This window comes from Sphingomonas sp. (genome assembly GCF_031426035.1).
In the GTDB taxonomy this organism is placed as follows: domain Bacteria; phylum Pseudomonadota; class Alphaproteobacteria; order Sphingomonadales; family Sphingomonadaceae; genus Sphingomicrobium.
In genome coordinates, this window is the sequence record NZ_JANPKO010000142.1 from 16,633 (window position 1) to 42,311 (window position 25,679).

Genomic DNA, 25,679 nt, shown 5'->3' on the forward strand with positions numbered 1-25,679 from the left:
TGAGAGACCTTAGTCGACCTATCGACTCGGGTTCATTCCAGCTATCGTGCGGCGATGATCTCGCAAAAAACCCGCTATGCGCTTCGCGCCTTGCTGTTCCTGGTCGAGGAAGCAGGCGGCGCGCCGGTGCAATTGGCACGCATCGCGTCGAGCCAGAACGTGCCGCCGAAATATCTCGAGCTGATCATGCTGGAGTTGAAGAAGGCGGGCTTCGTGCGCAGCAGCCGCGGCCCGCGGGGCGGTTATGCGCTGGCGCGGACGGCAGACCTCATTTCGTTCGGGCAGGTGGTGCGCGCGTTGGAAGGGCCGATCGCGCTGGTGCCGTGCGCGAGCGCCAATTTTTACGCGCCGTGCGGCGATTGCCACGACGAGGCGACCTGCGCCATCCGTCGCGCCTTCCTCATCCTGCGCGACCAAAGCACGGCGGTGCTCGATTCGATTTCGCTCGCGCGAGGCGCGGAGTGGGAGGAGCGGACGGGGGCCGGCAAACAACCCGCATAAACGCGCTTCGATAATTTCCCTATTGTCTAGTAGAGAACTAGGGTTATGCTGCCTCGGTCGGTCGAGTCGGTCTCGTCCGCAGCGGGAGGCCCTATGTTCGATCTTGCCAACCTCAGCCTGTTCGACTTGCTGCCGTTCATCGTCGTCGGCTTCGCCGCGCAGCTCATCGACGGCGCGCTCGGCATGGCCTTCGGGGTCATCTCGACCACCATGCTGCTCAGCCTCGGCGTGCCGCCGGCGGCCGCCTCGGCCGGCGTGCACACGGTCGAGACCTTCACCACCGGCGTGTCGGGGGCCAGCCATATCCTCCACAAGAATGTCGACTGGCGCCTGTTCGCGCGGCTGGCGATCCCCGGCGTCATCGGCGGCGTGCTCGGCGCCTACGTGCTAACCCAGATCGACGCCGCGACGGTCAAGCCGTTCGTCCTCGCTTACCTTGGCGCGATCGGGCTCTATTTGATCTGGCGCGGGTTCCACTTCCCACCGACCCACAAGGCGCCGCGCGTGGTCGAGCCGCTCGGTCTCGCCGGCGGTTTCCTCGACGCCGCTGGCGGTGGCGGCTGGGGCCCGGTGGTGACCGGCAATCTGCTGGTCCAGGGCGCCGAGCCGCGGCGCACCATCGGCACCGTCAACACGGCGGAATTCGTGCTCACGGTGAGCATTTCCGTGACCTTTATCGCCGCGCTCGGCTGGGCCGCCTTCACCGTTGCCACGCTCGGCCTGCTGATCGGCGGGGTCGCCGCGGCGCCGCTCGGCGCGTGGATCGCCAAGCGCGCCGCGCCCAAGATCCTGCTCGTCCTGGTCGGTGTGCTGCTGACCCTGACCAGCGCGTACGGCGTGTACCGCGCGCTCGCCTGACCCGGCTCACGTTCCTGTTCAGGAGTTCGTCCCATGTTTGACCTCCCGCCGCCCGAGCCGCACTTCGAGATCGTCGTCGCCAGCCGCGGCATGTCGAAGGGACTCGCCCAGACCGAGGGCGTGCAATTCGTCCCCAAGGGCTTTCTCCAGATCGGCGCCGTGCAAATCGGCGGGCAATGGAAGAACGTCACCTCCACTACCGCCGCCGGCGAAGCGGCGGTGTTCGCCAACGCCAGCCGGACGGTGGGCGGGTTCCAGCTGAGCCTTGGCGCCGCCTATAAATTCCAGACCGCCGTGCGCGGGCCGACCGACAGCGATTCGTTCGAATTTTCCGGGTCGGTCGGCCGCAAGTTCGGCAAGCTCGGCACCAAGGTCAGCGTGATCTACAGCCCCAACGACCTCGGCAGCGCTCGGCGCTCGGTCTATTTCGAAGGCGGGCCGACGCTCGACCTCAGCAAGACCACCAGGATTTTCGCCAACGTCGGCCATCGCGACCGTATCGGCGGCTTCGACTACACCTCGTTCAACGCCGGCCTGAGCACGGTCGTCGCCAAGCGGCTGACGCTGGAAGCACGTTATTACGACACTGCGCGGAGCCATTTGGACAAGGCCTACCGCGGCAGGGCCGTGCTCGCCGCGCGGCTGAGTTTCTAGGCCGCCAGCCTTAATCGGCGCGGAGCAAATCGAGCGCTTCGAGCAGGTCGGCCCAAGCGCGCAGGTCGGCGGCTTCGTTCGGCGGCCTGTCGTCGGCAAACGCCCGGATATGGCCGACAATCGATTCCCAGGAACACGGTTCGGAGCGATCTTGGTGGACGCCGTCGGCGACGGAGCGCGTCTCGGATCTGGCCAGGCCCGGCGGCATTCGGTATGGCTACCGTCACGCGGCTCATCGCGGGCAGCGTTATTCCACGAAAGGCCTGTTTTCGATGACAAAGCGCCGGATTGCGTCGGCGGCGCAACGAACGGCCGGCCGCCCCTGCCCCGCGCCGCCGAGGTAGACGCTGCGCGGCCGCGCCTTTAGAGCGCCCGCGCAAGCAAGGGGAAATTCGTGGGCAACGTGACCGTCATCGGCGCGCAGTGGGGCGACGAGGGCAAAGGGAAAATCGTCGACTGGCTGGCCAGCCGCGCCGACATGGTGGTGCGCTTCCAGGGTGGCCACAACGCCGGCCACACGCTTGTGGTCGACGGCGAGACTTTCAAATTGTCGCTGCTCCCGTCGGGCATCGTGCGCGGCACTCCCTCGGTGATCGGCAACGGCGTGGTGCTCGACCCGTGGGCCTTGAAGGCCGAGGTCGAGCGGATTGCGGCGCAGGGCATCGCCATCACCCCCGATGTGCTGCGGGTGGCCGAGACATGCCCGCTGATCCTGCCGATCCACCGCGACCTCGACGCCTTGCGCGAAGACGCCTCGGGCGCGGGCAAGATCGGCACCACCCGCCGCGGCATCGGCCCCGCCTACGAAGACAAGGTCGGGCGCCGCGCGATCCGCGTCTGCGACCTCGCCCACCTCGGCGACTTGGAGCCGATCCTCGACCGCCTGTGCGCTCACCACGATGCGCTCCGCGCCGGGTTCGGCGAGCCCCCGGTCGACCGCGAGCGGCTGCGCGCCGACCTTTCGGAAATCGCCGATTTCGTGCTGCCGTTCGCCAAGCCGGTGTGGCGCGACCTCGACGCCGCGCTGCGCGGCGGCAAGCGCATCCTGTTCGAGGGCGCGCAGGGCGTGCTGCTCGACGTCGACCACGGCACCTACCCGTTCGTCACGTCGTCCAACACCGTCGCCGGGACCACCGGCCCCGGCAGCGGGATGGGGCCCAACGCAGCCGGCTTCGTGCTCGGCATCGTCAAGGCCTACACCACGCGGGTCGGGTCGGGGCCGTTCCCAACCGAGCTCGACGATGAGATCGGCCAGCGGCTGGGCGAGCGCGGGCGCGAGTTTGGCACCGTCACCGGGCGCAAGCGGCGCTGCGGCTGGTTCGACGCGGTGCTGGTCCGCCAGGCGGTCGCGGTGTCGGGCGTGACCGGGGTCGCGCTGACCAAATTGGACGTGCTCGACGGCTTCGACACGGTGCGCATCTGCACCGGCTACACGATCGATGGCGAGGCATTCGACTACCTCCCCCCGCACGCCCGCGACCAGGCGCGGGTCGAGCCGATCTACGAGGATATCGAGGGCTGGCCCGGGTCGACCGCCGGCGCGCGCAGCTGGAAGCAACTCCCGGCCCGCGCGATCAAATACATCCGCCGCGTGGAGGAGTTGATCCGCTGCCCGGTGGCCCTGGTCTCGACCAGCCCGGAGCGCGACGACACGATCCTGGTGCGCGACCCGTTCGGGGGATAGTTTCGCCGGCGAATTGTCTTCGCCAGGCAAGCCCTATAAGCGCCCGCGACGGGGCCGGGGGAACTAGCGATGCGCTTTGTCGACGCCGAGGCCTTCACTGATCCTTCCTCCGGGCGAGGGCCGGGGCGTGCAATCTAGCATCGCGCCCGGCGGTCGACCGCGGGTCACCGTGGTCACCCCGTGCTACAACGATGCCGGCACGATCGGCCGGGCCATCGCAAGCGCACTCCAGCAGGACGGCGGAAATGTCTCCGTCATCGTCGTCGACGACGGTGGCGAGGCCAGGCCGAGCCGGGCCGAACTTGGCGATCGGCGGATCACGGTTCTCACCAACCAACGCAACCTGGGCGCGCCCGCATCGCGCAATCGCGGGCTCGACCTGGTCACCACGCCCTTCGTCTCGTTCCTCGACGCCGACGACCGTTTCGACGGAGACTTCCTCGCCCCTCTCATCAGGGCAATGGACGTCGCCGATGCGGACATCGGTTTCGGGCCAAGCGTCACCTGGAACCCGCAACGGGGGTACGGGGCGCGCCGCCTCGCGCGCTATCGCGACCACGCCGACGCCTTTTCGCAATGGCTCGGAAAAAGGAACAACGTGAACTGCGCCAGCGTGCTGTGGTCGACGCGCTTCGTCCGTGCCATCGGCGGGTGGGATTGCGACATCTCGCGCAACCAGGACGGCGAGATTGCGCTGCGGGCGATCCTGAAGGGCGCGAACTTCGTAACGTCGGATCAAGGTGCCGGCGTGTGGACCAATGACCGGACGCTGCCGAGGATCACGACACGCAACGACAATTTCGGGTCGCTGCTCCAGATCGTGGACAAGTTCCTCGCGCTGCGCTCCGCCGTGGTGCCGGACGACACCCGGGTGCGGGTCTGCGCGCGCTATTGCCTGACCATCGCCCACCTCGCGTTCGCTAGCGGACAGGACGAAATTGGCCGGCAGGCCCTGCACCGGCGACGGGCGTTGGGCTTTTCCGATTACGACGCCGACTGGCGTTACGTGCTGTCCGCCAGCTTGCGTGTCGTCCCGCGAATGCCGCGGATTATGCTGTGGCGGCTGGTCCGCAAGGTCACCGGCTCGCTCGCGTAGCGCGGCCAAGCCGCACCGCAGCCGTCGTTCCGCTCCCTTGTTGAATCAGCCCGCGAGGATGGTCGCGGCGGTTTGCTCGATGCTTCCCGCGACGAGGATCGCGTCGCTGCCGATCATGCCGACCTTGGTCTGGTCGTTTTCGTGGGCGCGCAGCCAGGCGACGTTTTGGGCGACGACGAGGTAATTGCCGCCATGCGACTTGAGCAGAACGAACTTCATCGGCTGGACTCCTGACGTGCCCGCCTACGGCAACGACCTCTGCGTCAGGTTAACAGGTCCCGCTACACCGTCGCGATGTCGGGGGCGTCTTCGGCCTTCATGCCGACCACGTTGTAGCCGGCGTCGACGTAGTGGATTTCGCCGGTGACGCCCGACGCGAGGTCGCTGCAAAGATAGAGCCCGGCGCCGCCGACATCCTCGATCGTCACGTTGCGGCGCAGCGGCGAATTATATTCGTTCCACTTCATGATGTAGCGGAAGTCGCCGATGCCGCTTGCCGCCAACGTCTTGATCGGACCGGCCGAGATGGCGTTGACGCGCACCCCGTCGGGACCGAGGTCCATCGCGAGATATTTGACCGAAGTCTCGAGCGCGGCCTTGGCCACCCCCATCACATTGTAGTGCGGGATGACCTTTTGCGCGCCGTAGTAACTGAGCGTGAGGATCGAGCCGCCCGGCTGCATCATCCTCGCCGCGCGCTGGGCGCAGGCGACGAAGCTGTAGACCGAGATGTTCATGGTGGTGAGGAAGTTTTCGAGGCTGGTGTCGACGAATTTTCCGCGCAGCTCGTTCTTGTCCGAGAAGCCGATCGCATGGACGAGGAAATCGAGCGCGCCCCAGCGCTCCTGCAGTTCGGCAAAGGTGCGGTCAAGCGCGGCCATGTCGCTGACGTCGCAATCGATCAGGAAGTCCGAGCCGACTTGCTCGGCGAGCGGCCGCACGCGTTTCTCGAGCGCGTCGCCCTGGTAGGAGAATGCCAGCTCGGCACCGTGGTCGCCAAGCGCCCTGGCGATGCCCCACGCCAGGCTGCGGTCGTTGGCAAGGCCCATGATCAGGCCTCGTTTGCCCGCCATCAATTTGGTCACAGCTGTGCCCCTTCCGCCTCGACCAGTTCAGGCACCACATCCTCGCCGGGCTGCGGCTCCTCGACCTCGAGCTCGTCCTTGAACGGCCCCGAATAGATTTCACCCCTTAGCGCCTTGTCGCCCGAATCCGCCAGCGCGGCGTTCAGTTCGGCGCCCATCACCACGCCGAGCCCGATGACGAAGAAGAACAATAAGGCGACCATCACCCCGGCCAGGCTGCCGTAGGTTTTGTCGTAGCCGCCGAACATGCCGATGGCGTCGGGCAGCAGCTCGACGGTGATCAGCCACCACGCGGTAATCAGCAGCGCGCCCGGCCATTTGCGGCACTCGCGCTTGCGGTAGCGCGACGGGGTGAGCACGAAGAACAAAGCGTAGATGGTGGCGAACAGGGTCAGCGCGGGGACGATGCGATAGAGGCCAAGGCGCGACGCCAGGCCATCCGAGAAGGGCAGCCAGGCAACCACGGCATGGTGGACCGAGGTCAGCAATACGGTGGCCCCGAACGCCGCCATCAGCAGCACCACCGCGGCGACGATGAACGCCAGCGAGCCCAGGCGGTATTCCCAGAACGGCGCGCAATATTTGACCCCGTAGGCCCGGCGCAGGATGTCGCGGATGGTCTCGACGAAGCTCGCCGCGGTCCACAGCCCGATGATCGCGCCGAACCATAGCAACGTTCCGGCGCGGGCCTGGAGGACTTCGGCGATCGGCCCCGCCAGCACGCTGCTGACATCGGGCGGCAGGCGGGACAGGATGGTCGCGACGGTCATCCGGCCGTCTTCGCTGCGCCCGACCAGATGCGCGGTGGCTGCGGCGAGGATGATGAACGGGAACAGCGCGACCATCGCCAGGTAGGCGAGGTTGCCGGCGTGGATGAAGCCGTCGTTATAGACGCCGACAGCGACCCGCTTGACCACCTCGAACGGCCCCGAAGCCGTGTGCAGCCGGTCGGCGGCGTCCTTGCCGAACTTGGCGTGGGTGCTGGCGAGCCGCTTGCGGCGGGCTTCGGGGGAATGGGGGGACGCGTCTTTCATGCTTGAGCGGGTCTAAACCCCGAGACCTGAACGGGGGTTGCCGCCGCCGCTCCATTTGGCGGCGAACTGCTCCAGTTCGGCGTCGCCCGACGGCAGATCGACCGCGACGGTGACCAGCTGGTCGCCGCGCTTGCCCGCCTTGTCGGTGAAACCACGCCCGGCGAGGCGCAGCACCTTGCCCGAGCTGGTCCCCTTGGGAATGGTCAGCATCACCGGGCCGTCGGGCGTCGGCACCTTGACCTTGGCGCCGAGCACCGCCTCCTTGAGCGTGACCGGCAGCGTAAGGCGGATGGTGCTTCCGTCGCGGGTGTAAAAGGGGTGCGGGGCGACGGCGATGGTGACGATCGCATCCCCTGCCCCGCCCGGCCCCGGCTGGCCCTTGCCGGCGAGGCGGATGCGCGCGCCGTCCTCGACCCCCTTGGGCAGTTTGAGCGTGATCGCCTTGCCGTCCGCCAACGTGACGCGCTGGTCGGCCAGCGTCGCGGCGTCGACGAACGGGACCTTCAGGCGATAGGCGACATCGGCACCCTTTTGCGGGGCGCGGCGCTGGCGGAAGCCGCCGAAGCCGCCGCGGCCCGGTTGCTGGCGCCCCTGCGCGGCAGCGCCGAACAGCCCCTCGAACAGGTCGCTGAGGTCGGCCGCGCCGCCGGGATCGAAGCCGGGGGGCATGCCGTGGCCCTGCGCGCCCGGGCGGGGACCGGCGCCGGAGCCGCCGCCGCCGAAACCGCCGCCGAACGGCATCTTGGGATTGCCGTCCTCGTCGATCTCACCGCGGTCGTAACGCGCGCGCTTGTCCTTGTCGGACAGCAGATCATAGGCATTGGTGATCGCGGTGAAGCGTTCGTTGGCCTTGGGATTCTCCTTGTTGCGGTCGGGGTGGAGTTGCTTGGCGAGGCTGCGATAGGCCTTCTTGATCTCCGCCTCGCTCGCGCCGCGCTTGATCCCGAGCCGTTGGTAAAGGTCCATGGGCGAGCCTCTTGCCGCAAGCGCGCCGCCATTCCAAGGTGCGCAAGTTGGGGCAGCGGGGCGCACGGGGGATCATGACGGAGACCAAGGCCGATCGCCGGCCATTGAAATCGCGCACGACGGGTTGGGCCAAAGTGGCGTCGCGCGCGGTGCTGGCGACCGGCATTTCGGCCAATGGCGTGTCGTTCGTCGGCATATTGGTCGCTCTCGGCGGTGCGGGCGCGTTCCTCCTCGCCGACCGCAACCCATGGTGGTTGCTCGCCGCCGCCGCTGGGGTTCAGCTGCGCCTGCTCGCCAACATGCTCGACGGGCTGGTCGCGGTCGAGGGCGCGCGCGGCTCGCCGACCGGGGCGATCTGGAACGAATTCCCCGACCGGGTCGAGGACAGCGTGCTGCTGGTCGCCGCCGGTTACGCCACGCCGTACCCGTGGCTCGGTTGGCTCGCGGCCTTGCTCGCGGCGGTGTGCGCGTATGTCCGGTTGCTCGGCGGGACGCTCGGCCGGGCGCAGGACTTCGGCGGCCCGATGGCCAAGCCGCACCGCATGGCGGCGCTGACACTGGGCGCGCTGGCCGCGATCGTCTGGATCCCCGCCCTGCCCGCGGCGCTCGCTGTGATCGCCGCCGGCACCGCGCTGACCATCGCATTACGCCTCATTCGCCTGTCGCGGGGCTTGCGCGGATGATCGGCCCGTTGCTGATCGGCGCCACGCGCTTCCTCGTCGGCGGGCAAGGGGTGTGGGTCGGCACCGCTCCCAGCGAGCGCCAGCGGATCTATTTCGCCAATCACAGCTCGCACCTCGACACTGTCATCCTGTGGGCCGCGATGCCGCCGCATCTGCGCCGCCGCACGCGTCCGGTCGCCGCCGCCGATTATTGGGGCAAGGGGCGGCTCCAGCGCCATATCGCGCTGGGTGTGCTCAACGCGGTGCTGATCGAGCGCCAGGCGCGCGGCACCGACCCGCTCGAACCATTGAAGACCGCGCTCGCGGGCGGTGATTCGCTGATCTTCTTCCCCGAAGGCACACGCGCGGCAGAGCCGCTGCCGGGCGCGTTCAAGCCCGGCCTCTACCATCTCGCCAAGGCATTCCCGGAGGTCGAACTGGTGCCCGTGTTCCTCGATAATCTCCGCCGCGCTTTGCCCAAGGGCAGCCTGTTGCCGGTGCCGCTGAGCTGCGTCGCGCGGTTCGGCGCGCCGATCCACCTCGCGGCCAGCGAAACCAAGCCGGCGTTCCTCGCCCGCGCCCGCGATGCCGTGGTGGCGCTGGCATGATCGCGATCTCGACCATGGGCTGGCTGATCGGCGGGGTGGTCGCGCTGCTGCTGGTCGCCTCGATCATCGGCTTCGTGCTGTCGCGGCGCGTCACCAGCGAGGGCGGCCGCGACACCGTGCGCAATTTGAATGCGCGCATAAAGGCGTGGTGGGTGATGGTCGCGGTGTTCGCCATCGCCTTCGTGTTCGGCAAGCCGGTGACCCTGCTGCTGTTCGCCTTCGTCAGTTTCTATGCGTTGCGCGAATTCCTCTCGCTGACCCCGACCCATCCGAGCGACCACCGCGCCATCGCCGCCGCCTTCTACATCTTCCTGCCGCTGCAATATTGGCTGATCTGGATCGATTGGCTCAGCATGCTGACTATCCTGATCCCGGTCTACGCGTTCCTCCTTTTGCCGGTGCTGTCGGTGACCAAGGGCGTGACCGGCGACTATCTCTCGCGGGTCGCGAAAATCCAGTGGGGTATGATGCTCGCAGTGTTCTGCATCAGCCACGCACCGGCGCTGCTGATGCTCGACGTGGGCGGCACTCCGCCGATCCAGTTGCTGTTCTTCCTCATCACCATCGTCCAGCTCTCCGACGTCCTCCAATATGTCGCGGGCAAATTGTTCGGCCGCACCAAGCTCGCGCCGCACGTCAGCCCGTCGAAGACGGTCGAAGGGCTGGTCGGCGGCGGGCTCGCCGCGACCGCGGTAGGCGCCGGATTGTACTGGATCACCCCGTTCAACCCGCTCGAGGCGGCCGGCATGGCGGGGGCGATCGTCGTCGCCGGCTTCCTCGGCGGGTTGGTGCTGTCGGCGGTCAAGCGCTCGCTCGGCGCCAAGGATTGGGGGACGATGATCGAGGGCCACGGCGGCGCGCTCGACCGGATGGATTCGGTGACGTTTGCCGCGCCTTTGTTCTTTCACCTGGTCAATTATTACTTCGCGCGATGAGCATCGCGGCACTGCTCTTTTTCATCCGCGCGCTGGGACTGACGCTGCCGCTGTCGATCGTCGCCGGCTGGTCGGCGGCCGAGGCGGCATTGTTCTTCCTAGTCGCCGACATTCCGATCAGCTGGATCGCGGTACGCAGCGGAACCCGCGCGGCGATCCTGGCGGCGTTCGTTGCGGCGGTTGCGTCGCTGGCCGGGGCGCTGGCGGTGTGGGTGTGGGCGTCGCGCGATCCGGCCGGCGCCGCGGCGACGATGGCCATGCTGCCGGGGATCGACCAGGCGCTGATCGGCGAGGCGGCCGACCGCTATCGCCACGGCCTCCACGCCGTGCTCGCCGGGGCGTTCGCCGGGATACCGTTCAAACTGTTCGCGCTCGAAGCGGCCAAGGACGGCTCGGCGACCTTCTTCCTGCTCGCACCGCTACTGCGCCTGCCGCGCTTCCTGCTCGTCGCCGTGTTCGCGGGCGCAATCTCGCGCGGCCTGTCGCGCTGGCTCAGCGTGCGCCAGCGGCTCGTCGTGCTCGGCGTTCTGTGGGTGGCGTTCTACATGTTCTACTTCACCGCCATAGCGCGCTGAGTCTCGACAGGCGCGCCACTGCGCGGCAAAGCACTGGCATGGCCGACGATCCTTTCGCGCTGTTCGACGAGTGGTTTGCGCAGGCGCAGGCGAGCGAGCCCAACGATCCCGAGGCTATGGCGCTGGCGACCGCCAACGAAACCGGCCAGCCGTCGCTGCGCATGGTGCTGCTCAAAGGCCACGGCCCGGGCGGCTTCACCTTTTTCACCAACCTCGACAGCCGCAAGGGCGTCGAGTTGGCGGCCAACCGCCAGGCGGCGTTGCTGTTTCACTGGAAATCCCTGCGCCGCCAAGTCCGCATCGAGGGGCCGGTCGACACCGTGCCCGATGCCGAGGCCGACTCCTACTTCGCCGGCCGCGGGCGGGAGTCGCAATTGGGGGCATGGGCGTCCGACCAGTCGCGGCCGCTCGACAGCCGGGCGATGTTCGAGGCGCGGCTGGCCGAAGTGGCGGAGCGCTTCGCCGCCGGGATTGTGCCGCGCCCGCCGCGGTGGACCGGTTACCGCGTGATCCCGCGCACGATGGAGTTCTGGAGCGACCGCCCGCACCGCCTGCACGAGCGGCGGCTGTTCACGAGGGGTGGCGACGGCTGGCGCGAAGGTTTGCTCTACCCGTGAGCGGGCTGCACACCCATCACGGCCACAGCCACGCCGAGCGATCGTCGCTGTCGACCCGTGCTGCGCTGGCCAGCGTCGCCGTCGCGCTGTTCCTGCTCGGGCTCAAGCTGTGGGCGTCGGCGCAAACCCATTCGATGGCGATGCTCGGCAGCCTTGCCGACACCGCGCTCGACCTCGTCGCCAGCCTGTTCACGCTGGCCGGGGTGCGCATCGCGGCGCAGCCGGCCGACCGCGACCACCGCTTCGGCCACGGCAAGGCGGAGGCACTGGTCGCTCTGGTCCAGGTCGTGCTGATCACCATCTCCGCAATCGGCATCGGATTTCGCTCGGTGCAGCGGATGATGGAGGGCGCGCGGACCGAGCAGGCCGAGCTCGGCATCGGCGTGTCGCTCGCCGCGATCGCCGTCACTTTGCTGCTGATTTTCTACCAGCGCTCGGTGGTCAAGCGCACTAACTCGATCGCCATCGCCACCGACCGGCTACATTATGCGTCCGACCTATTGCTCAACGCCTCGGTGATCGCGGCGCTGGTGCTCGAGCAGTTTATCGGCCTGACCGGGGCCGACGCCACGTTCGGCCTGCTCATCGCGGCGTGGCTGGCATGGGGGGCATGGAAATCCTCGAGCCGCGCGATCGACCAATTGATGGACCGCGAATGGCCCGAGGAGGAGCGCCAGCGTTTCCTCGCCGCCGCCGCCGATTACCCCGAGCTGGCCGGCCTCCACGACCTTCGTACCCGCACCAGCGGCACCCACCATTTCGCCCAGTTCCACGTGTGGGTGCCGGGCAAGTGGACGGTCGCGGAGGCGCATGAGCGGATGGACCGTGTCGAGGAGGCGCTGCAAGACCGCTTTCCTGGTACCGAAATTCTCATCCATCTCGACCCCGAGGGCCACACCGACCGCGAGACCATGCTGCCCTCCGAACTGACGGAAAACGCGACATGAAAACGATTCCCTTCTTCCAGGTCGATGCGTTTGCCACCGGCCCGTTCACCGGCAACCCGGCGGCGGTGATGCCGCTCGACCGCTGGCTCGACGATGCCACGCTGCAGAAGATCGCGGCGGAGAATAATCTCAGCGAGACCGCGTTCACGGTTCCGTCGGACAAGCCCGATGCGGACTATGATCTGCGCTGGTTCACCCCGACGGTCGAGGTTGTCCTGTGCGGCCACGCCTCGCTCGCCTCGGGACACATCCTGATCCACGGCGCCAATGCGGTGCGTTTCTCCTGCCTGTCGGGCATCCTAACCGTGACCCGCGCCGGCGACTTGCTCGAGCTCGACGTCCCCGCCTTTGCCACCGAGCCGGACGAAGTGCCGGGGTTGCTCGAGGCGCTTGGGGTCAGCGGCGAAACCTACGTTGGGCACGGCAACGACAGCGCCATCGTTGTGCTTCCCGACGAGGCGGCGGTGCGCGCCGTGCGCCCCGACTTTGCCCGGCTCGCCGCCATCGACCACCTCGTCAGCGTCACCGCGCCGGGCGACGAGCACGATGTCGCCAGCCGGGTGTTCGCCGCCAGTTACGGCATTCCCGAGGATCCGGTGACCGGCGCGGCGCACGCGGCGCTGGTGCCGCTGTGGGCGAAAAAGCTTGGGCGCGAGCGCTTCACCGCGCTGCAGGCCAGTCCGCGCACCGGGCTGCTGCACTGCCGGCTGGACGGCGACCGTGTCGTCCTCGGCGGCCATTGTGTGACGGTGATCGAGGGACACTTCCAGCTTTGACCGCGCCCGCAGACGCCCCCGCCGCCCCGCGCCTCGAACGCCGGATCGGGCTCGGCGGGTCGACCCTGCTGGCGTTCAACGGCGTCCTCGGCGGTTCGATCTTCGCGCTGCCCGCCACGCTCGCCGCCGATTTCGGCAGCTTTTCGCCATGGCTGTTCCCGCTCGTCGCGCTGGGCGCGATGCTGATCGTGATCCCGTTCACGCGCAGCGCTGCGGCGTTCACCGAAAGCGGCGGGCCGGCGGTCTACGGCGCGGTGTTCGGCCGCTTTATCGGGTTCGAGTTGGGCTGGATCTATTACGTCGCCCGCGTCGTGGCGTTCGCCGCCAACGCCAACGTGCTGACCGCCTACCTCGCGCGGTGGTGGACCGGGGCCGACCAGGGCGTCGCCCGCGCTATCATCCTAGTCGCGGTGTGCGCGGCGCTGGCGGCGGCCAACATCGCCGGGGTCAAGCGCGCGCTGGCTTTGCTCGGCGGGCTGACCCTGTTGAAAGCGCTGCCGCTGCTTGTCGCCGCCATCTCCGCGTTGGTCATCGCCTTTCCGCCGCCCGCGCCGGGTCCGCTGCCGGCGTTGAGCGAAGTCGAGGCAGGCGTGCTTTTGGTGTTCTACGCCTTTGTCGGCTTCGAGAGCGCGGTGGTCCCGGCGGGCGAGACCAAGCGCCCAGAGATCGCTTTGCCGCGCGCCATTTTCGGCACTTTGGCAATCACCACTGTGCTCTATTTCCTCGTCCAGCTTGCTTTCATCACCGCGCTGCCGGGGGGCGGGAGCGACGACAAGGCGCCGCTGATCGACCTCGGGCGCTGGCTCGCGGGATCGACTGGAGCGGTGGTGCTGACATTGGCGGCGATCGCCTCGCTCGGCGGCAATCTCCACTCGATCATGACATCGACCTCGCGCATCACCTTCGCGCTGGCCGCGCGCGGCGATCTGCCGGGATGGTTCGCGCGGGTCCACCCGCGGTTCGAAACGCCGGCCAATTCGATCGCCTTCCTCGCCATCGTCGCCGCTGGCCTTGCCCTGATCGGCAGCTATGTGTGGCTGGCGGTGATCAGCGCACTGGCGCGGTTGTTCGTCTATGGCGTGACGATCGCCGCCTTGTCGCGCGTGCCGGGACCGAGGCCGTCGCCGCTCTATTACGCGCTCGGCGTGGCCGGCATTGGGGTGTGCGTGTGGGCGGCGGCGCAGGCCGAATGGGTGTCATGGCGGACACTCGGCGTGCTCGCCGCCGTGGGGGTTGTCCTGTACGCGCTGGCGGTGCGCAGGCCTAAGGCGTCCTCGCAGCCGTCGGCGTGACGCTGTGCAGCGCGAGGCGGAAGCGCAGCACGCTGTTGGCCGGGATCGGGCCACTAGCTTCGGCGCCGTAGCCGAGCGCGGGCGGGATCCACACCACCCACTCGTCGCCCGGGCGCATTAAGGTCAGCGCTTCGGTGAAGCCGGGCACGAAGCCGTTGGCAGGCCCCGAAAGCGGGGTGCCGCGGTCGAAGCTCGAATCGAATTTCTCGCCGGTGGTCAGCCGGCCCTCGTAATCGAAATTGACAACATCGTTGGCGGTGGGCGGCACGCCGGTCGGCGGTCCCGATTTCACCACAAAATATTGCAGCCCGCTGGCGGTCGTCACCACCCCTTTGGCCGCGGCGTTGCGGGTGAGGAAGTCGGGTCCGGCGACGGTTTCGGGCGGAGCCGGCGGCGGCGGCGGGACGGTCGCGCAGGCGGCGAGCAGCAGGGCGAGCGCGGTGAAGAAAACTGTTTTCATGGCGCCTGCTTAGCGCGGCGGCGGAAAATGGGAACCGGCGGCGTTGCTCAGGCGGCCGCCGCTTCCTCCAGCACCGCCGCTTCGGTCGCGGCGATCGAGCCGCCGCCGAGCAGCCGCGTCCCGTCATAGACGACCGCCGCCTGGCCCGGCGCGACGCCATATTCGGCGCGCTCGAAAAGGATACGGTGGCTGTCCACCGCCGCCGGTACCGGGGCGGCGAGCGAGCGCACCTTGACGCTGACCTCGCGCTGAGTCTCGCCAATCCAGTTCCAGTCGGCGACGCTGACCGCATCGACGGCCAGTGCGCGGCGCGGGCCGACCACAAGCTGCCGCGCCTCGGGCTCGATGCGCACCACGTAGAGCGGATCCGGGCTACCGCCGATCTCGATCCCGCGGCGCTGGCCGACGGTGAAATGGACCACGCCCTGGTGCGCCCCGATGACGCGGCCAGCGAGGTCGACGATGTCCCCCGGCGCCGCGGTCTCCGGGCGCAATTTCTTGACCAGCGACGCATAGTCGCCGTCGGGAACGAAGCAGATGTCCTGACTGTCGGGCTTGGCGGCGACCGCAAGTCCCTCCGCCTCGGCCAGCTTGCGCACATCGCTCTTCGGCAGGTCGCCCAGCGGGAAGCGCAGGAAGTCGAGCTGATCGCGCGTGGTGCCGTACAGGAAATAGCTCTGGTCGCGGGCGGGGTCGGCGCCCTTGTGGAGCTCGGCGCGGCCGCCGTCGCCGATCACGCGGCGGACGTAGTGCCCGGTCGCCAGGCAGTCGGCGCCAAGCTCGCGCGCGAAGGCGATCAGATCGACGAACTTGACCCCCTGGTTGCACAGCGAGCACGGCACCGGGGTCCGCCCCGCGGCATATTCGTCGGCGAATTTGTCGATTACGCCGGTGCGGAAGCGGCTTTCGTAATCGAGCACGTAATGCGCGATGCCGAGGCGGTCTGCGACGGCCTTGGCGTCGTAGATGTCCTGCCCCGCGCAGCACGAGCCGGTGCGCTTCACCGCCGCGCCATGATCATACAGCTGGAGCGTAACCCCGATCACCTCGGCGCCGCTGCGCTGCGCGAGCGCGGCGACCACCGAGCTGTCGACGCCGCCGGACATGGCAACCACAATGCGAGCACCATCTGGCGCGGGGGTGAGGGCGAAGTCGACGGACATCGCGGGTCTTTACCCGAATTTCACTCCTCAGGGCTAGTTGGGCGGAAGGGTTAACGGGCGGGGGCCGAGGATTGTCGCGTTTCGATGGGAAAATCAGTGCCGCCGAAGATGCCCCGATCGATGCTGCCGAGTTGCTTGCCGCGCTTCGTTCACAGGCGCGCGCCGGCCGCCGCGACCGCACCCAGGCGATCGCCCGCTACCTCTCCGGAAGCGCGGACTGGCGCGACGCGAAACTCTCGCTCGGCGGCGCATTCGCGGAAGAGCCGCACGGGCCGCAGGCGGGGGGAGAGAGCGGGGAATAAGCATCTAATTAACCAGCGCGCTTCAGAATATCTTCAACGCCCAGCGCGTAAACGGACTGCCACAGCACAAGAACACAGGTGAGTTGGACGGGAATGCTCGAGAATCAAAAAATTCGGCCTGCGCAAGTCATCGGCCCGCTCGGGGAACCGCTGACGCTTGACTCGCTGCCGCCCGCGGACACCACGCGCTGGGTCGTGCGGCGCAAGGCGGAAGTGGTCGCGGCGGTCGCCGGCGGGTTGCTGACGGTGGACGAGGCGTGCGCCCGCTACACGCTCAGCGTCGAGGAATTCACCAGCTGGCAGCGCGCGGTCGACCGCAGCGGCATGCCCGGCCTGCGCGTCACGCGCATCAAGCACTACCGCGACGTCTACGAGCGCCAGCAACGCTACTAGAATTCGTTACATTGATTAACCGATCCGCTGATTTCCGGGGATAAGTCCTCGCCGATCGGCCCCACGGGCTAGACAGATTCTTCCAAATCCGGAACAACAGGCGCGCATCACGCGTCTTGATGCCGGAAGGCCGCCGCGTCGCTACTGGTGGCCACGAACAGGAGGGAACGCTCATGGGCTTCATCGTTTGGCTGATCGTCGGCGGCATTGTGGGCTGGCTTGCCAGCATCATCATGCGCACCGACGCGCAACAGGGCATTATCTTGAACATCGTTGTCGGCATCGTCGGCGCGGTCATCGCCGGCCTCGTGCTCGGCGGCGGCAACATCAACAATTCGGATCCGCTCGACCTGACCAACATTCTGTGGTCGCTGCTCGGCGCAATCATCCTGCTCGCTATCGTCAATCTCGTCCGCCGCGGGTCGGTTCGCTAGAACCCACGCGACGCGACTGGCAGAAGGAAGGCCGCGCGAGGGTTCGCCCCGCGCGGGCTTTTTTTGTGTTTTTAAGGCGCCCGGTCGGCGGCCGCTTATTGCAGCTCGAAGCTCATTGACAGCGTGACCTGCAACTGCTGCTCGCCGGGATCGATCTTGCTGTCGGCGGAGCCGCGCTCGGCACGCGCCTGGGCCATCATGATGACCGGCTGGGGACCGCCGTACGAGGCGTTCTCGCTGACCGACAGCAACCGCACCACGCGCATCCCGAGCGAACGGGCATAGAGGTCGGCGCGGGCGCGCCCGACCGCCAGCGCCTTGGTCCGCGCCTCGTCGAGCGCGGCCTCGGGCTTGTCGATGGTCAGGGTCGGCCCGTTGATCTGGTTCGCGCCCTCGGCGACCAAAGCGTCGAGGATGCGCCCCGAGTTGCGGATGTCGCGAAAGCGCACGTTGACCGAATTCGACGCGGTATAGCCGACCAGCGCCGGCGGCTGGTTCTCGGCATAGCGGTATTCGGGGTTGAGGCTGATCGAGCTGGTCTGGATGTCGCGGTCTTCGATGCCCGCGCGCTTCAAGGCCGCGCGTACCCGCTCCATGCGGTCGGCGTTCTGCTGGATCGCGCCGGTCGCGCTGGTCGAACGGGTCACCACCCCGGCCGAGATGATCGCGATGTCGGGTACCCGGCTGACCTCGCCGATCGCGCTGATATCGAGCCGCGTGCCCGAAATCGTCTGCACCGAAGCGACCGGGGTCTGCGCCGCGGCACCGCTCGCGAGCGATGCCGTGCTCAGCGCCAGTGCAAGTATTAGCTTGTTCATAACGTTCATCCCTTGCCGAAAATCACCATTGGCGGCGACTGTCGTCCGCCGCCAATGGCTGCTCGATGAACGGCAAGTCCGCGCGGGCTAGCGGCGGCGCAGCACCAGGCGATAGATGAACAGGATGATGAAGGCCCCGATCACCGCAGCGATGAAGCCGGCCCCTTCGCCGGTGTCGTACCAGCCGATCGCATGGCCCAGCCAGCCGGCGAGCAGCGCCCCCGCGATGCCAAGCAGGATGGTGACGATGCAACCGCCCGGGTCTTTGCCGGGCATCAGCAACTTTGCCAGCCCGCCGGCGAGCAACCCGATTACGACCCAGCCGAGAATGCCATAGTTTTCCATGTAGCCCGTCCCCATGTTTCCCTGGCGCGGCCGCGGCGACCGGCGCTTCACGTCGGCGCCAACGCCGTTTCGCGGCGCAAGTGCCGCTGTTGGTCGAAAATGACTGGAAATGAGAAATGCGCAAGCCTGTGTTGCGGCGGGTGAGTTATTTGGCTAATACAGTTGCGGCGATGCCGCCGATGGATTCGCGTCGAAAGGCGACAGGAAGTTGCACATGAACCGGGAAACGACCCTCCACTCGTCCGACACCCTGGTGGTGGTCGACCGCTCCCGGCGCAAACGCTGGGCAATCATCGCCGCGGCGGTGGTGGCGCTGGCCGCGATTGCCATTGCGGTGATGATGTTCACCGGCGGTGGCGACGAGGCCGCACCGGCGCGAGGCGGACCGGGCGGCGGGCAGGTCCCGACTGTCACCGTGGTCGTTCCCGGGCGCAGCGAAGTGGCGCGAACGCTGACGGCCAGCGGCGCGCTCGCCGCGCGCCGCGACCAGCCGGTCGGGGTCGCCGGTGAAGGCGGGATGGTCACCCGCGTCTTGGTCGATGCCGGCGCATGGGTTGGCCGCGGCCAGGTGCTGGCGAGCATCGACCGCTCGGTGCAAAGCCAGGAATCGGCCCAATTGTCGGCCCAGATCCAGGTCGCGCGCGCCGACGCCGTGCTGGCCCAGAATGAGCTCGACCGCGCCCAGGCATTGGTCGCGCGCGGGTTCGTGTCCAAGGCCGATGTCGACCGCCGTCGTGCAGCGCGCGACGCCGCCTCGGCGCGGGTCCGCGTCGCCCAGGCCAATTACGCCGCCAGCCGCGCCCGCGTCGGCCGGCTCGACATCCGCGCCCCGGAAGGCGGGCTGATCCTCGCCCGCAATGTCGAGGTTGGGCAGGTTGTCGGCGGCGGCTCCGGCGCTTTGTTCCGGCTCGCCGCCGGCGGCGCGATGGAGATGCGCGCGCAGATGGCGCAGGAGGACCTCACCCGGATTCGCACCGGCATGCCGGCCAGCGTCACCCCGGTCGGCACCGAGCGCACCATCGCCGGCTCGGTGTGGCAGGTCTCGCCGGTGATCGACCCGCAGTCGCGCCAGGGCGAAGTGCGCATCGCCATCCCCTATGACGCCGCGATCCGCCCCGGCGGGTTCGCCGAGGCGCGGATCGGCGCCGGCGGCACCAACGCGCCGCTGCTGCCGCAGAGCGCGGTGCTCAGCGACCAGCGCGGCAATTACGTCTACATCATCAACGGCCGCAACCAGGTCGAGCGGCGCGACGTGCGGATCGGCTCGGTCGACGATTCCGGCGTGTCGGTGATCGAAGGGCTGAGCGGGCAGGAGCGCGTGGTGCTGTCGGCCGGGCCGTTCCTCAACCCCGGCCAGAAGGTCGCGCCCAAGCGCCAGGCCGCGCGATGAGCCTTATGGGAAGCGTTAGCCAATGAACTTCCGCAACATCTCGTCGTGGGCGATCCGCAACCCGGTGCCGCCGATCGTGCTGTTCGTCGCGCTACTGGTCGCCGGGCTGGTGTCGTTCATGCGGATGGACGTCAACGATTCGCCGGACGTCGAATTCCCGTTCGTCGAGGTGACCATCGCCCAGCCGGGTGCGGCGCCGACCGAGCTCGAGACCCAGGTCACCCAGCGCGTCGAGGCCGCCATCCGCGGCGTCAACGGGGTGGAGGAGATCAACAGCTCGGTGCGCGAAGGCGTCAGCAACACTTTCGTCCAGTTCGCCATCGGCACCCCGGTCGATCGCGCCACCAACGACGTCCGCGACGCCATCTCGCAAATCCGCGGCGACCTGCCCGAAGGCATTCTCGAGCCGCAGGTGGTGCGCGCCGAAAACGGCAGCCAGCTGGCCATTTTCGCGGTCGAGACGACCGACATGACGCTCGAGCAATTGAGCTGGTACGTCGACAATAATGTGTCGAAGCGGCTGCTCGCCATCCCCGGCATGGCCAGCGTCGAGCGCTACGGCGGGGTCAACCGCGAGATCCGCGTGGTGCTCGACCCGGCGGCGATCCAGGCACAGGGGATCACCGCCGCCCAGGTCAACCAGCAGCTGCGCCAGATCAACCTCGATTCGGCCGGCGGCCGGGCCGAGATCGCCGGCTCGGAGCAATCGGTGCGCGTGCTCGGCAACGCCGGCACCGCGGCCGAGCTCGGCGCGACCCAGATCGCTTTGCCGGGCGGGCGCGTGGCCAAGCTCAGCGACATCGCCGACGTCATCGACAGCAACAGCGAGCAGCGTTCGATCAGCAAATTGAACGGACGCCAGATCCTGAGCTTCGGCGTCTACCGCGCCAAGGGCGCTTCGGACGTGACGACCTACGAGGAGGCCGAGAAGACCCTCCGCGAGATCGAAAAGAACATGAACGGGCGGGTCAAGTTCAACCGCATCTATACCGAGGTCGACGCCACCATCCTGCAGTATGAATCGTCGATCGAGATGCTGTGGGAAGGCGCCATCCTCGCGGTCATCGTGGTGTTCCTGTTCCTCCGCGACCTGCGCGCGACGCTGATCTCCGCGGTCGCCATCCCATTGTCGGCGATCCCCACCTTCTGGTTCCTCGACCTGATGGGGTTCACCTTGAACTTCCTCAGCCTGCTCGCGCTGAGCCTGGTGGCGGGGGTGCTGGTCGATGACGCGATCGTCGAGATCGAGAATATCGTCCGCCACATGCGGATGGGCAAATCCGCCTATCAGGCGTCGATCGACGCCGCCGACGAGATCGGTCTCGCCGTGCTGGCAACGACCATGGCGATCGTCGCGGTGTTCCTGCCGGTCGGGCTGATGCCGGGCATTTCCGGCCAGTTCTTCAAGAATTTCGGGTTCACCGTGGTGGTCGCGGTGCTGATCAGCCTGTTCGTCGCGCGACTGATCACGCCGTTGATGGCGGCCTATCTGCTGAAGGGCCACGGCCCCGCGCCGCATGGCGAAAGCGCGGCGATGCGCTGGTATCTGAAGGCGCTGCAATGGACGTTGCGCAACCGCTGGTCGTCGGTCGCGGGGGGCATCGCCTCGCTGGTCCTGACGGTGCTGCTGTTCAGCCAATTGTCGTTCACCTTCTTCCCGCCGCAGAACCGCGACTTTAGCCAGGTGCGGATGTTCCTGCCGCCGGGCTCGACCCGCGCCCAGGCCGAGGCGGTCGCGACCGAAGCGCGGCGGATCGTCGAGACCGCGCCCGAGGTCGTCCAGGTGGTCGAGCGGGTCAATGTCGGCAGCGCCAACCTCAACATCACGTGGACCGACAAGCGCGAGCGGACCTCGGTCGAGATCGAGCGCAGCCTGGCGCCCAAGCTGGCGCAGATCGCCGACGCGCGGGTCAATTTCCAGTCGCAGTCGGGCGGCGGGCCCGAGAGCGGCGGCGGCGGCGGGCGCGACATCACGCTCCATCTCGGCGGCGACGATCCCAAATTGCTGTTCGCCACCGCCAACAAGATCGCGACCGAGATGCAGGGCCTGCCCGAGTTGCGCGCGGCGCGCGTGCAGGGCGATCTGGTGCGGCCCGAGATCGTCATCCGCCCGCGGCTCGACCTCGCCGCCGACCTCGGCGTGACGACCATGGCGCTGGGGCAGACGATCCGCCTCGCGACGCTCGGCGACATCGACCAGAACAGCGCGAAGTTCTCGCTGTCCGACCGCCAGGTGCCGATTCGCGTGGCGATCGCCGAATCGTCGCGGCGCGACCTTGCAACGCTCGAGAATCTGCCGGTGCCGACCCAGACCGGCGGCTCGGTGCCGCTCAAATCAGTGGCCGAGATCAGCTTCGGGGCCGGGCCGACCACCGTCCAGCGCACCAACCAGGTGCGCCGCATCGCGGTCGGCGCCGACCTCGCGCCGGGGCTGGTGTCGGGCGACGCATGGAAGAAGATCCGCGAGCTGCCGACGATGAAGAACCTGCCGCAGGGCGTCAACGAGCTCCAGCTCGGCGACACCAAGTGGCAGACCGAGTTGATGATCAACTTCGTGATCGCGGTGATCGCCGGAGTGCTGATGGTGTTCGCGGTGCTGGTGCTGCTGTACAAGCGCGTGCTGGTCCCGTTTGTGAACCTGGGCTCGCTGTTGCTCGCCCCGCTCGGCGCGGCGTTTGCCTTGTTCGTCACCGGCAACCCGATTTCGCTGCCGGTGTTCATCGGGCTGCTGATGCTGCTCGGGATCGTCGCCAAGAACAGCATCCTGCTGGTCGACTTCGCGATCGAGGAGATGGACCGCGGGGTCGACAAGGACACCGCGATCACCGAGGCCGGGCACAAGCGCGCCCAGCCGATCGTGATGACCACGGTGGCGATGGTCGCCGGCATGCTGCCGGTCGCTCTGTCGCTGACCGGGGACAGCTCGTTCCGCGGGCCGATGGGGGTGACCGTGATCGGCGGGCTGATCTTCTCCACCGTGCTGACGCTGCTGATCGTCCCCGCCAGCTTCAGCATCGCGGTCGACATCGAGACCTGGGTCGGGCGCAAGTTCGGCAAATTGATCGACAATGGCGAGCCGCACCAGCCGATGACCGAGCCGCTCCCGGCGGAGTGACATCGCAGGCCGGCTAGCTAGAGTGAGGCGATGAGCGCCGCCCCCGTCGTGTCCCGCTTCAATCCGGTCCAGCCCGGCGCGGCGGGGATGAAGGCCGCCGCCACCGGCCTGCTGGTGGCGATGGCCGCGCTGTTCCTAACCACCCGCGCGTTCGAACCGGCCTATCCGTGGCTCGGCTGGGTCAAGGCGTTCGCGGAGGCGGCGATGGTCGGCGGGCTGGCCGACTGGTTCGCGGTGACCGCCTTGTTCCGCCACCCGCTCGGCCTGCCGATCCCGCACACCGCGATCATCCCGCGCAACAAGGACCGCATCGGCGAGGCGCTGGCCTCATTCCTCAAGGAGAATTTCCTCATCGCCTCGGTGGTCGCGCGGCGCATGCGCCACATCGACCTCGCCGCTGCCGCCGGGCGCTTCCTCCGCGCGCCCGAGGGCGAAGGCACGCGCATCCGCCACGGCGCGTCGCGGCTGATCGCCGACATCTTCGAGGGGCTCGACGACGAACGGCTCGGCGGGATCGTCAAGGGCGCAATTTCCGGCCGCCTGAAGTCGATGGAAGTGTCGCCTCTGCTCGGCCACGCGCTGGCCTCGGCGATTAACGACGAGCGCCACGTGCCGATGCTCGAGGCGGCGATCCGCTGGATGGCGCGCGCCTTGGACGCCAACGAGAGCCTGATCCGCGACATGGTCAAAAAACGCGCGAACTGGGTTCTCAAGCTGGCCGGCCTCGACACGAAACTGAGCGACGCGATCGTCGAAGGCCTGCGCAAGCTGACCGTCGAGATGGGCACCGATCCGGCCCATCCGGTCCGCCAGAAGATGGAACAGGCGCTCGCCCAACTCGCCAACGACCTCCAGACCAAGCCCGAGACACGGGCGCGGGTCGAGGCGATGAAGGATGAGCTGCTAGCCAACAGATCGGTCGGGCTATGGCTCGACACCTTGTGGCAGAAAGGGCGCGAGGCGATCATCCGCGCTGCCCGCAACCCCGACGCGGCGATGGCCGGCAAATTGGGCGAAGTGCTGCGCTCGGCCGGCACCACGCTCGAGAGCGACCCGCGCATCCGAGGCGCGATCAACCAGTTCGCGCGGCGAGCGGTGGCCGGCATGGCGGCCAGTTACGGCGGCTCGATCGTCAAATTGGTCAGCGAGACGGTGCGCGGGTGGGACGCCCGCACCATCACCGCGCGGCTCGAAAGCGCGGTTGGCCGCGACCTCCAGTACATCCGCATCAACGGTACTTTGGTCGGCGGGCTGGTAGGAGTCGTGCTTCACGCACTCGACGCGATCTAGCCGGTCGAGCGTCGCTCGATGGTTGCGCCGACGGCGGACAGTTTCTCCTCCAGCCGCTCGTAGCCGCGGTCGAGGTGGTAGACGCGGAGCACTTCGGTTTCGCCCTCCGCGCACAGCCCGGCGAGGACCAGGCTCATCGACGCCCTCAGGTCGGTCGCCATGACCTGCGCGCCGGTCATTCCCTCGACGCCGTGGACCAGCGCGGAGCGCCCGCGGACCTCGATGTTGGCGCCCATGCGGCGCAATTCGGGAACGTGCATGTAGCGGTTCTCGAAGATCGTCTCCTCGAGAAAGCTCTCGCCGTCGGCCATCGCCAGCATCGCCATGAATTGCGCCTGCATGTCGGTCGGGAAGCCCGGGAACGGCGCGGTCGACAGCGCCAGCGGCCTCAACTTGCCGTCGGCGCTGACCTTGATCCCGGCATCGCAGAACTCGACGATCAAACCGGCCTGGGCGAGCGCGTTGGTGATCGCCAGCATGTCTTCCGCGCGCGCGCCGACCAGCTCGATCGAGCCGCCGGTGATCCCCGCCGCGCAGGCATAGCTGCCAGCCTCGATGCGGTCGGGCATCACCGCATAATCGGCGCCGTGGAGGCCCTCGACGCCGTCGATGATCAGGTGCGACGAGCCGATTCCGTCGATCTTGCCGCCCATCGCCACCAGCAGGTTGCACAGATCGGCGATCTCGGGCTCACGCGCGGCGTTGAACAATTGGCTGCGGCCGGTGGCCAGCACCGCCGCCATCAGCGCGTTCTCGGTGGCGCCGACCGAGACCACTGGAAAGGTGTAATCGCCGCCCGGCAGCCGGCCGTTGGGCGCGGTGGCTTTGACATAGCCCGCGGCGAGCTCGATGTCGGCGCCGATCGCTTCCAGCGCGCGCAGGTGGAGATCGATCGGTCGGTCGCCGATGGCGCAGCCGCCGGGCAGCGAAACCGTCGATTCGCCCGCCCGCGCGAGCATCGGGCCGAGCACGAGGATCGAGGCGCGCATCTTGCGGACCATGTCGTAGGGCGCGACGGTCGAGGCGATTTCGCTCGCCTGGAGCGTCATCCGGCGCCCGAATTCGCCCTTTTTGACCCCCGCGACGCTGGTTGAGACGCCGAGCCCGTTGAGAAGGTGTCCGAAGCTGTCGACATCGGCCAGGCGCGGCAGGTTGGACAGAGTGAGCTTGTCGGCGGTCAGCAGCGCGCACGGCAGCAAAGTCAGCGCGGCGTTCTTGGCACCCGAGATCGGGATCTTGCCCTCGAGGCGCTTGCCGCCCTGGATCCAGATGCTGTCCATCGCCGCGCTTTAGCGCGTGACGGGTGCGTTACAAGAAGCGGTGTTCCTCCCCGGCACGGGGAGGTGGCAGCCTCAGGCTGACGGAGGGGCTGCTCAAGCCTCCGCGCAACCCCTCCACCAGCTACGCTGGTCCCCCTCCCCGTTCCGGGGAGGAATTAAGACTAGGCCTTTTCCAGCGTCGCCTGCAGCGGATGCTGGTTCTCGCGGGCGAAGTCGATCACCTGAGTGACCTTGGTTTCGGCAACCTCGTACGTGAAAATGCCGCAAACGCCGACACCCTTTTGGTGGACGTGCAACATCACTCGGGTCGCCTGATCGGTGTCCATCTGAAAAAACGCTTTCAGCACATGGACGACAAATTCCATCGGGGTGTAATCGTCGTTAAGCAGCAGGACTTTA

General features: G+C 67.9%; 30 protein-coding genes. 19 read left to right on the forward strand and 11 right to left on the reverse strand.

The annotated features are described in order from the left end of the window. Positions 1–54: 54 nt before the first annotated feature. The 3 genes from RMP08_RS10355 to RMP08_RS10365 all read left to right on the forward strand — a co-directional run bounded on the left by RMP08_RS10355 (position 55) and on the right by RMP08_RS10365 (position 2,013). Entirely contained in the window at positions 55–501 is a 447-nt protein-coding gene (locus RMP08_RS10355; protein WP_310468918.1) for an Rrf2 family transcriptional regulator, read from the forward strand. 93 nt (positions 502–594) lie between these two features. After that, positions 595–1,359, forward strand: coding sequence for a sulfite exporter TauE/SafE family protein (locus RMP08_RS10360; RefSeq protein WP_310468919.1), 765 nt, complete (start codon positions 595–597; stop codon positions 1,357–1,359). A gap of 33 nt (positions 1,360–1,392) precedes the next feature. After that, positions 1,393–2,013, forward strand: coding sequence for a TorF family putative porin (locus tag RMP08_RS10365; protein ID WP_310468920.1), 621 nt, complete (start codon positions 1,393–1,395; stop codon positions 2,011–2,013). 10 nt (positions 2,014–2,023) lie between these two features. On the opposite strand, the gene RMP08_RS10370 is transcribed toward RMP08_RS10365, so the two are convergent. Continuing rightward, positions 2,024–2,221, reverse strand: coding sequence for a hypothetical protein (locus RMP08_RS10370; RefSeq protein ID WP_310468921.1), 198 nt, complete (start codon positions 2,219–2,221; stop codon positions 2,024–2,026). A gap of 186 nt (positions 2,222–2,407) precedes the next feature. On the opposite strand from RMP08_RS10370, the gene RMP08_RS10375 reads away from it, so the two are divergent. Beyond that, positions 2,408–3,697 (forward strand): adenylosuccinate synthase, encoded by a 1,290-nt coding sequence (locus RMP08_RS10375; RefSeq protein ID WP_310468922.1) that lies wholly within the window; start codon positions 2,408–2,410, stop codon positions 3,695–3,697. 127 nt (positions 3,698–3,824) lie between these two features. Next, entirely contained in the window at positions 3,825–4,793 is a 969-nt protein-coding gene (locus RMP08_RS10380; RefSeq protein ID WP_310468923.1) for a glycosyltransferase family 2 protein, read from the forward strand. Positions 4,794–4,838: 45 nt separating this feature from the next. Here the strand turns inward: RMP08_RS10380 and RMP08_RS10385 are convergent, their stop codons facing one another. From RMP08_RS10385 to RMP08_RS10400, 4 genes are all read right to left on the reverse strand, one after another. After that, complete coding sequence (locus tag RMP08_RS10385; RefSeq protein ID WP_310468924.1) at positions 4,839–5,012, reverse strand: hypothetical protein; 174 nt, start codon at positions 5,010–5,012, stop codon at positions 4,839–4,841. Positions 5,013–5,074: 62 nt separating this feature from the next. After that, positions 5,075–5,878, reverse strand: coding sequence for an enoyl-ACP reductase FabI (fabI, locus tag RMP08_RS10390; RefSeq protein WP_310468925.1), 804 nt, complete (start codon positions 5,876–5,878; stop codon positions 5,075–5,077). Continuing rightward, the gene (locus RMP08_RS10395; protein ID WP_310468926.1) at positions 5,875–6,912 is read right to left on the reverse strand and encodes a YihY/virulence factor BrkB family protein; all 1,038 of its coding nucleotides are present in this window, start codon (positions 6,910–6,912) and stop codon (positions 5,875–5,877) included. Before RMP08_RS10395 ends, fabI begins: the two co-directional genes overlap by 4 nt. 12 nt (positions 6,913–6,924) lie before the next feature. Next, positions 6,925–7,878, reverse strand: coding sequence for a DnaJ C-terminal domain-containing protein (locus tag RMP08_RS10400; protein ID WP_310468927.1), 954 nt, complete (start codon positions 7,876–7,878; stop codon positions 6,925–6,927). 74 nt (positions 7,879–7,952) lie between these two features. On the opposite strand from RMP08_RS10400, the gene RMP08_RS10405 reads away from it, so the two are divergent. Genes RMP08_RS10405 through RMP08_RS10440 form a run of 8 tightly spaced genes read left to right on the forward strand, consistent with a single transcriptional unit; the run spans position 7,953 to position 14,290 of the window. After that, positions 7,953–8,561 carry a CDP-alcohol phosphatidyltransferase family protein gene (locus tag RMP08_RS10405; RefSeq protein ID WP_310468928.1) on the forward strand — a complete coding sequence of 203 codons (609 nt, stop codon included), beginning with the start codon at positions 7,953–7,955 and terminating at the stop codon, positions 8,559–8,561. Then, on the forward strand, positions 8,558–9,148 hold the full coding sequence (locus RMP08_RS10410; RefSeq protein WP_310468929.1) for a lysophospholipid acyltransferase family protein: 591 nt from the start codon (positions 8,558–8,560) through the stop codon (positions 9,146–9,148). Before RMP08_RS10405 ends, RMP08_RS10410 begins: the two co-directional genes overlap by 4 nt. Beyond that, a complete protein-coding gene (locus RMP08_RS10415) occupies positions 9,145–10,083 on the forward strand; it encodes a phosphatidate cytidylyltransferase (RefSeq protein ID WP_310468930.1) in 939 nt (312 codons plus the stop codon). Before RMP08_RS10410 ends, RMP08_RS10415 begins: the two co-directional genes overlap by 4 nt. After that, on the forward strand, positions 10,080–10,658 hold the full coding sequence (locus RMP08_RS10420; protein ID WP_310468931.1) for a hypothetical protein: 579 nt from the start codon (positions 10,080–10,082) through the stop codon (positions 10,656–10,658). The genes RMP08_RS10415 and RMP08_RS10420 overlap by 4 nt, the downstream gene beginning before the upstream one ends. 38 nt (positions 10,659–10,696) lie before the next feature. Continuing rightward, positions 10,697–11,275, forward strand: coding sequence for a pyridoxamine 5'-phosphate oxidase (pdxH, locus tag RMP08_RS10425; protein WP_310468932.1), 579 nt, complete (start codon positions 10,697–10,699; stop codon positions 11,273–11,275). Further along, entirely contained in the window at positions 11,272–12,222 is a 951-nt protein-coding gene (locus tag RMP08_RS10430; RefSeq protein WP_310468933.1) for a cation diffusion facilitator family transporter, read from the forward strand. The genes pdxH and RMP08_RS10430 overlap by 4 nt, the downstream gene beginning before the upstream one ends. Beyond that, positions 12,219–12,998 (forward strand): PhzF family phenazine biosynthesis protein, encoded by a 780-nt coding sequence (locus tag RMP08_RS10435; RefSeq protein WP_310468935.1) that lies wholly within the window; start codon positions 12,219–12,221, stop codon positions 12,996–12,998. Before RMP08_RS10430 ends, RMP08_RS10435 begins: the two co-directional genes overlap by 4 nt. Then, entirely contained in the window at positions 12,995–14,290 is a 1,296-nt protein-coding gene (locus RMP08_RS10440) for an APC family permease (RefSeq protein WP_310468936.1), read from the forward strand. Before RMP08_RS10435 ends, RMP08_RS10440 begins: the two co-directional genes overlap by 4 nt. On the opposite strand, the gene RMP08_RS10445 is transcribed toward RMP08_RS10440, so the two are convergent. Both RMP08_RS10445 and mnmA read right to left on the reverse strand, forming a co-directional pair. Beyond that, a complete protein-coding gene (locus tag RMP08_RS10445) occupies positions 14,262–14,750 on the reverse strand; it encodes an FKBP-type peptidyl-prolyl cis-trans isomerase (protein WP_310468937.1) in 489 nt (162 codons plus the stop codon). The two genes, RMP08_RS10440 and RMP08_RS10445, sit on opposite strands and share 29 nt — an antisense overlap. A 47-nt stretch (positions 14,751–14,797) precedes the next feature. Next, a complete protein-coding gene (mnmA, locus tag RMP08_RS10450; protein ID WP_310468938.1) occupies positions 14,798–15,913 on the reverse strand; it encodes a tRNA 2-thiouridine(34) synthase MnmA in 1,116 nt (371 codons plus the stop codon). A gap of 71 nt (positions 15,914–15,984) precedes the next feature. On the opposite strand from mnmA, the gene RMP08_RS10455 reads away from it, so the two are divergent. The 3 genes from RMP08_RS10455 (at position 15,985) to RMP08_RS10465 (ending at position 17,042) form a co-directional block, all read left to right on the forward strand. Further along, positions 15,985–16,215, forward strand: a complete 231-nt coding sequence (locus tag RMP08_RS10455) for a hypothetical protein (protein ID WP_310468939.1) — start codon at positions 15,985–15,987, stop codon at positions 16,213–16,215. A gap of 93 nt (positions 16,216–16,308) precedes the next feature. Continuing rightward, positions 16,309–16,608, forward strand: a complete 300-nt coding sequence (locus tag RMP08_RS10460; RefSeq protein ID WP_310468940.1) for a DUF1153 domain-containing protein — start codon at positions 16,309–16,311, stop codon at positions 16,606–16,608. A 173-nt stretch (positions 16,609–16,781) separates the two neighbouring features. After that, positions 16,782–17,042, forward strand: coding sequence for a GlsB/YeaQ/YmgE family stress response membrane protein (locus RMP08_RS10465; RefSeq protein ID WP_310468949.1), 261 nt, complete (start codon positions 16,782–16,784; stop codon positions 17,040–17,042). A 95-nt stretch (positions 17,043–17,137) separates the two neighbouring features. Here RMP08_RS10465 and RMP08_RS10470 read toward each other — a convergent pair whose 3' ends face one another. After that, positions 17,138–17,860 carry an SIMPL domain-containing protein gene (locus RMP08_RS10470; RefSeq protein WP_310468941.1) on the reverse strand — a complete coding sequence of 241 codons (723 nt, stop codon included), beginning with the start codon at positions 17,858–17,860 and terminating at the stop codon, positions 17,138–17,140. Between the two features lie 87 nt (positions 17,861–17,947). Next, positions 17,948–18,205 carry a GlsB/YeaQ/YmgE family stress response membrane protein gene (locus RMP08_RS10475; protein WP_310468950.1) on the reverse strand — a complete coding sequence of 86 codons (258 nt, stop codon included), beginning with the start codon at positions 18,203–18,205 and terminating at the stop codon, positions 17,948–17,950. Positions 18,206–18,419: 214 nt separating this feature from the next. Here RMP08_RS10475 and RMP08_RS10480 point away from each other — a divergent pair, with 214 nt between their 5' ends. Genes RMP08_RS10480 through RMP08_RS10490 form a run of 3 tightly spaced genes read left to right on the forward strand, consistent with a single transcriptional unit; the run spans position 18,420 to position 24,000 of the window. Further along, positions 18,420–19,595, forward strand: a complete 1,176-nt coding sequence (locus tag RMP08_RS10480) for an efflux RND transporter periplasmic adaptor subunit (protein WP_310468942.1) — start codon at positions 18,420–18,422, stop codon at positions 19,593–19,595. Between the two features lie 22 nt (positions 19,596–19,617). Continuing rightward, positions 19,618–22,710: an efflux RND transporter permease subunit gene (locus tag RMP08_RS10485; RefSeq protein ID WP_310468943.1), complete on the forward strand. Its 3,093-nt coding sequence runs from the start codon at positions 19,618–19,620 to the stop codon at positions 22,708–22,710. A 30-nt stretch (positions 22,711–22,740) separates the two neighbouring features. Further along, positions 22,741–24,000: a DUF445 domain-containing protein gene (locus RMP08_RS10490; protein WP_310468944.1), complete on the forward strand. Its 1,260-nt coding sequence runs from the start codon at positions 22,741–22,743 to the stop codon at positions 23,998–24,000. Here the strand turns inward: RMP08_RS10490 and murA are convergent. Together murA and clpS are read right to left on the reverse strand one after the other, a co-directional pair. Further along, the gene (gene murA, locus RMP08_RS10495; RefSeq protein WP_310468945.1) at positions 23,997–25,280 is read right to left on the reverse strand and encodes a UDP-N-acetylglucosamine 1-carboxyvinyltransferase; all 1,284 of its coding nucleotides are present in this window, start codon (positions 25,278–25,280) and stop codon (positions 23,997–23,999) included. The genes RMP08_RS10490 and murA overlap by 4 nt on opposite strands. A gap of 161 nt (positions 25,281–25,441) precedes the next feature. Continuing rightward, positions 25,442–25,679 (reverse strand): ATP-dependent Clp protease adapter ClpS (gene clpS, locus RMP08_RS10500; RefSeq protein WP_310468946.1); only part of this gene is annotated, 238 nt, incomplete at its 5' end.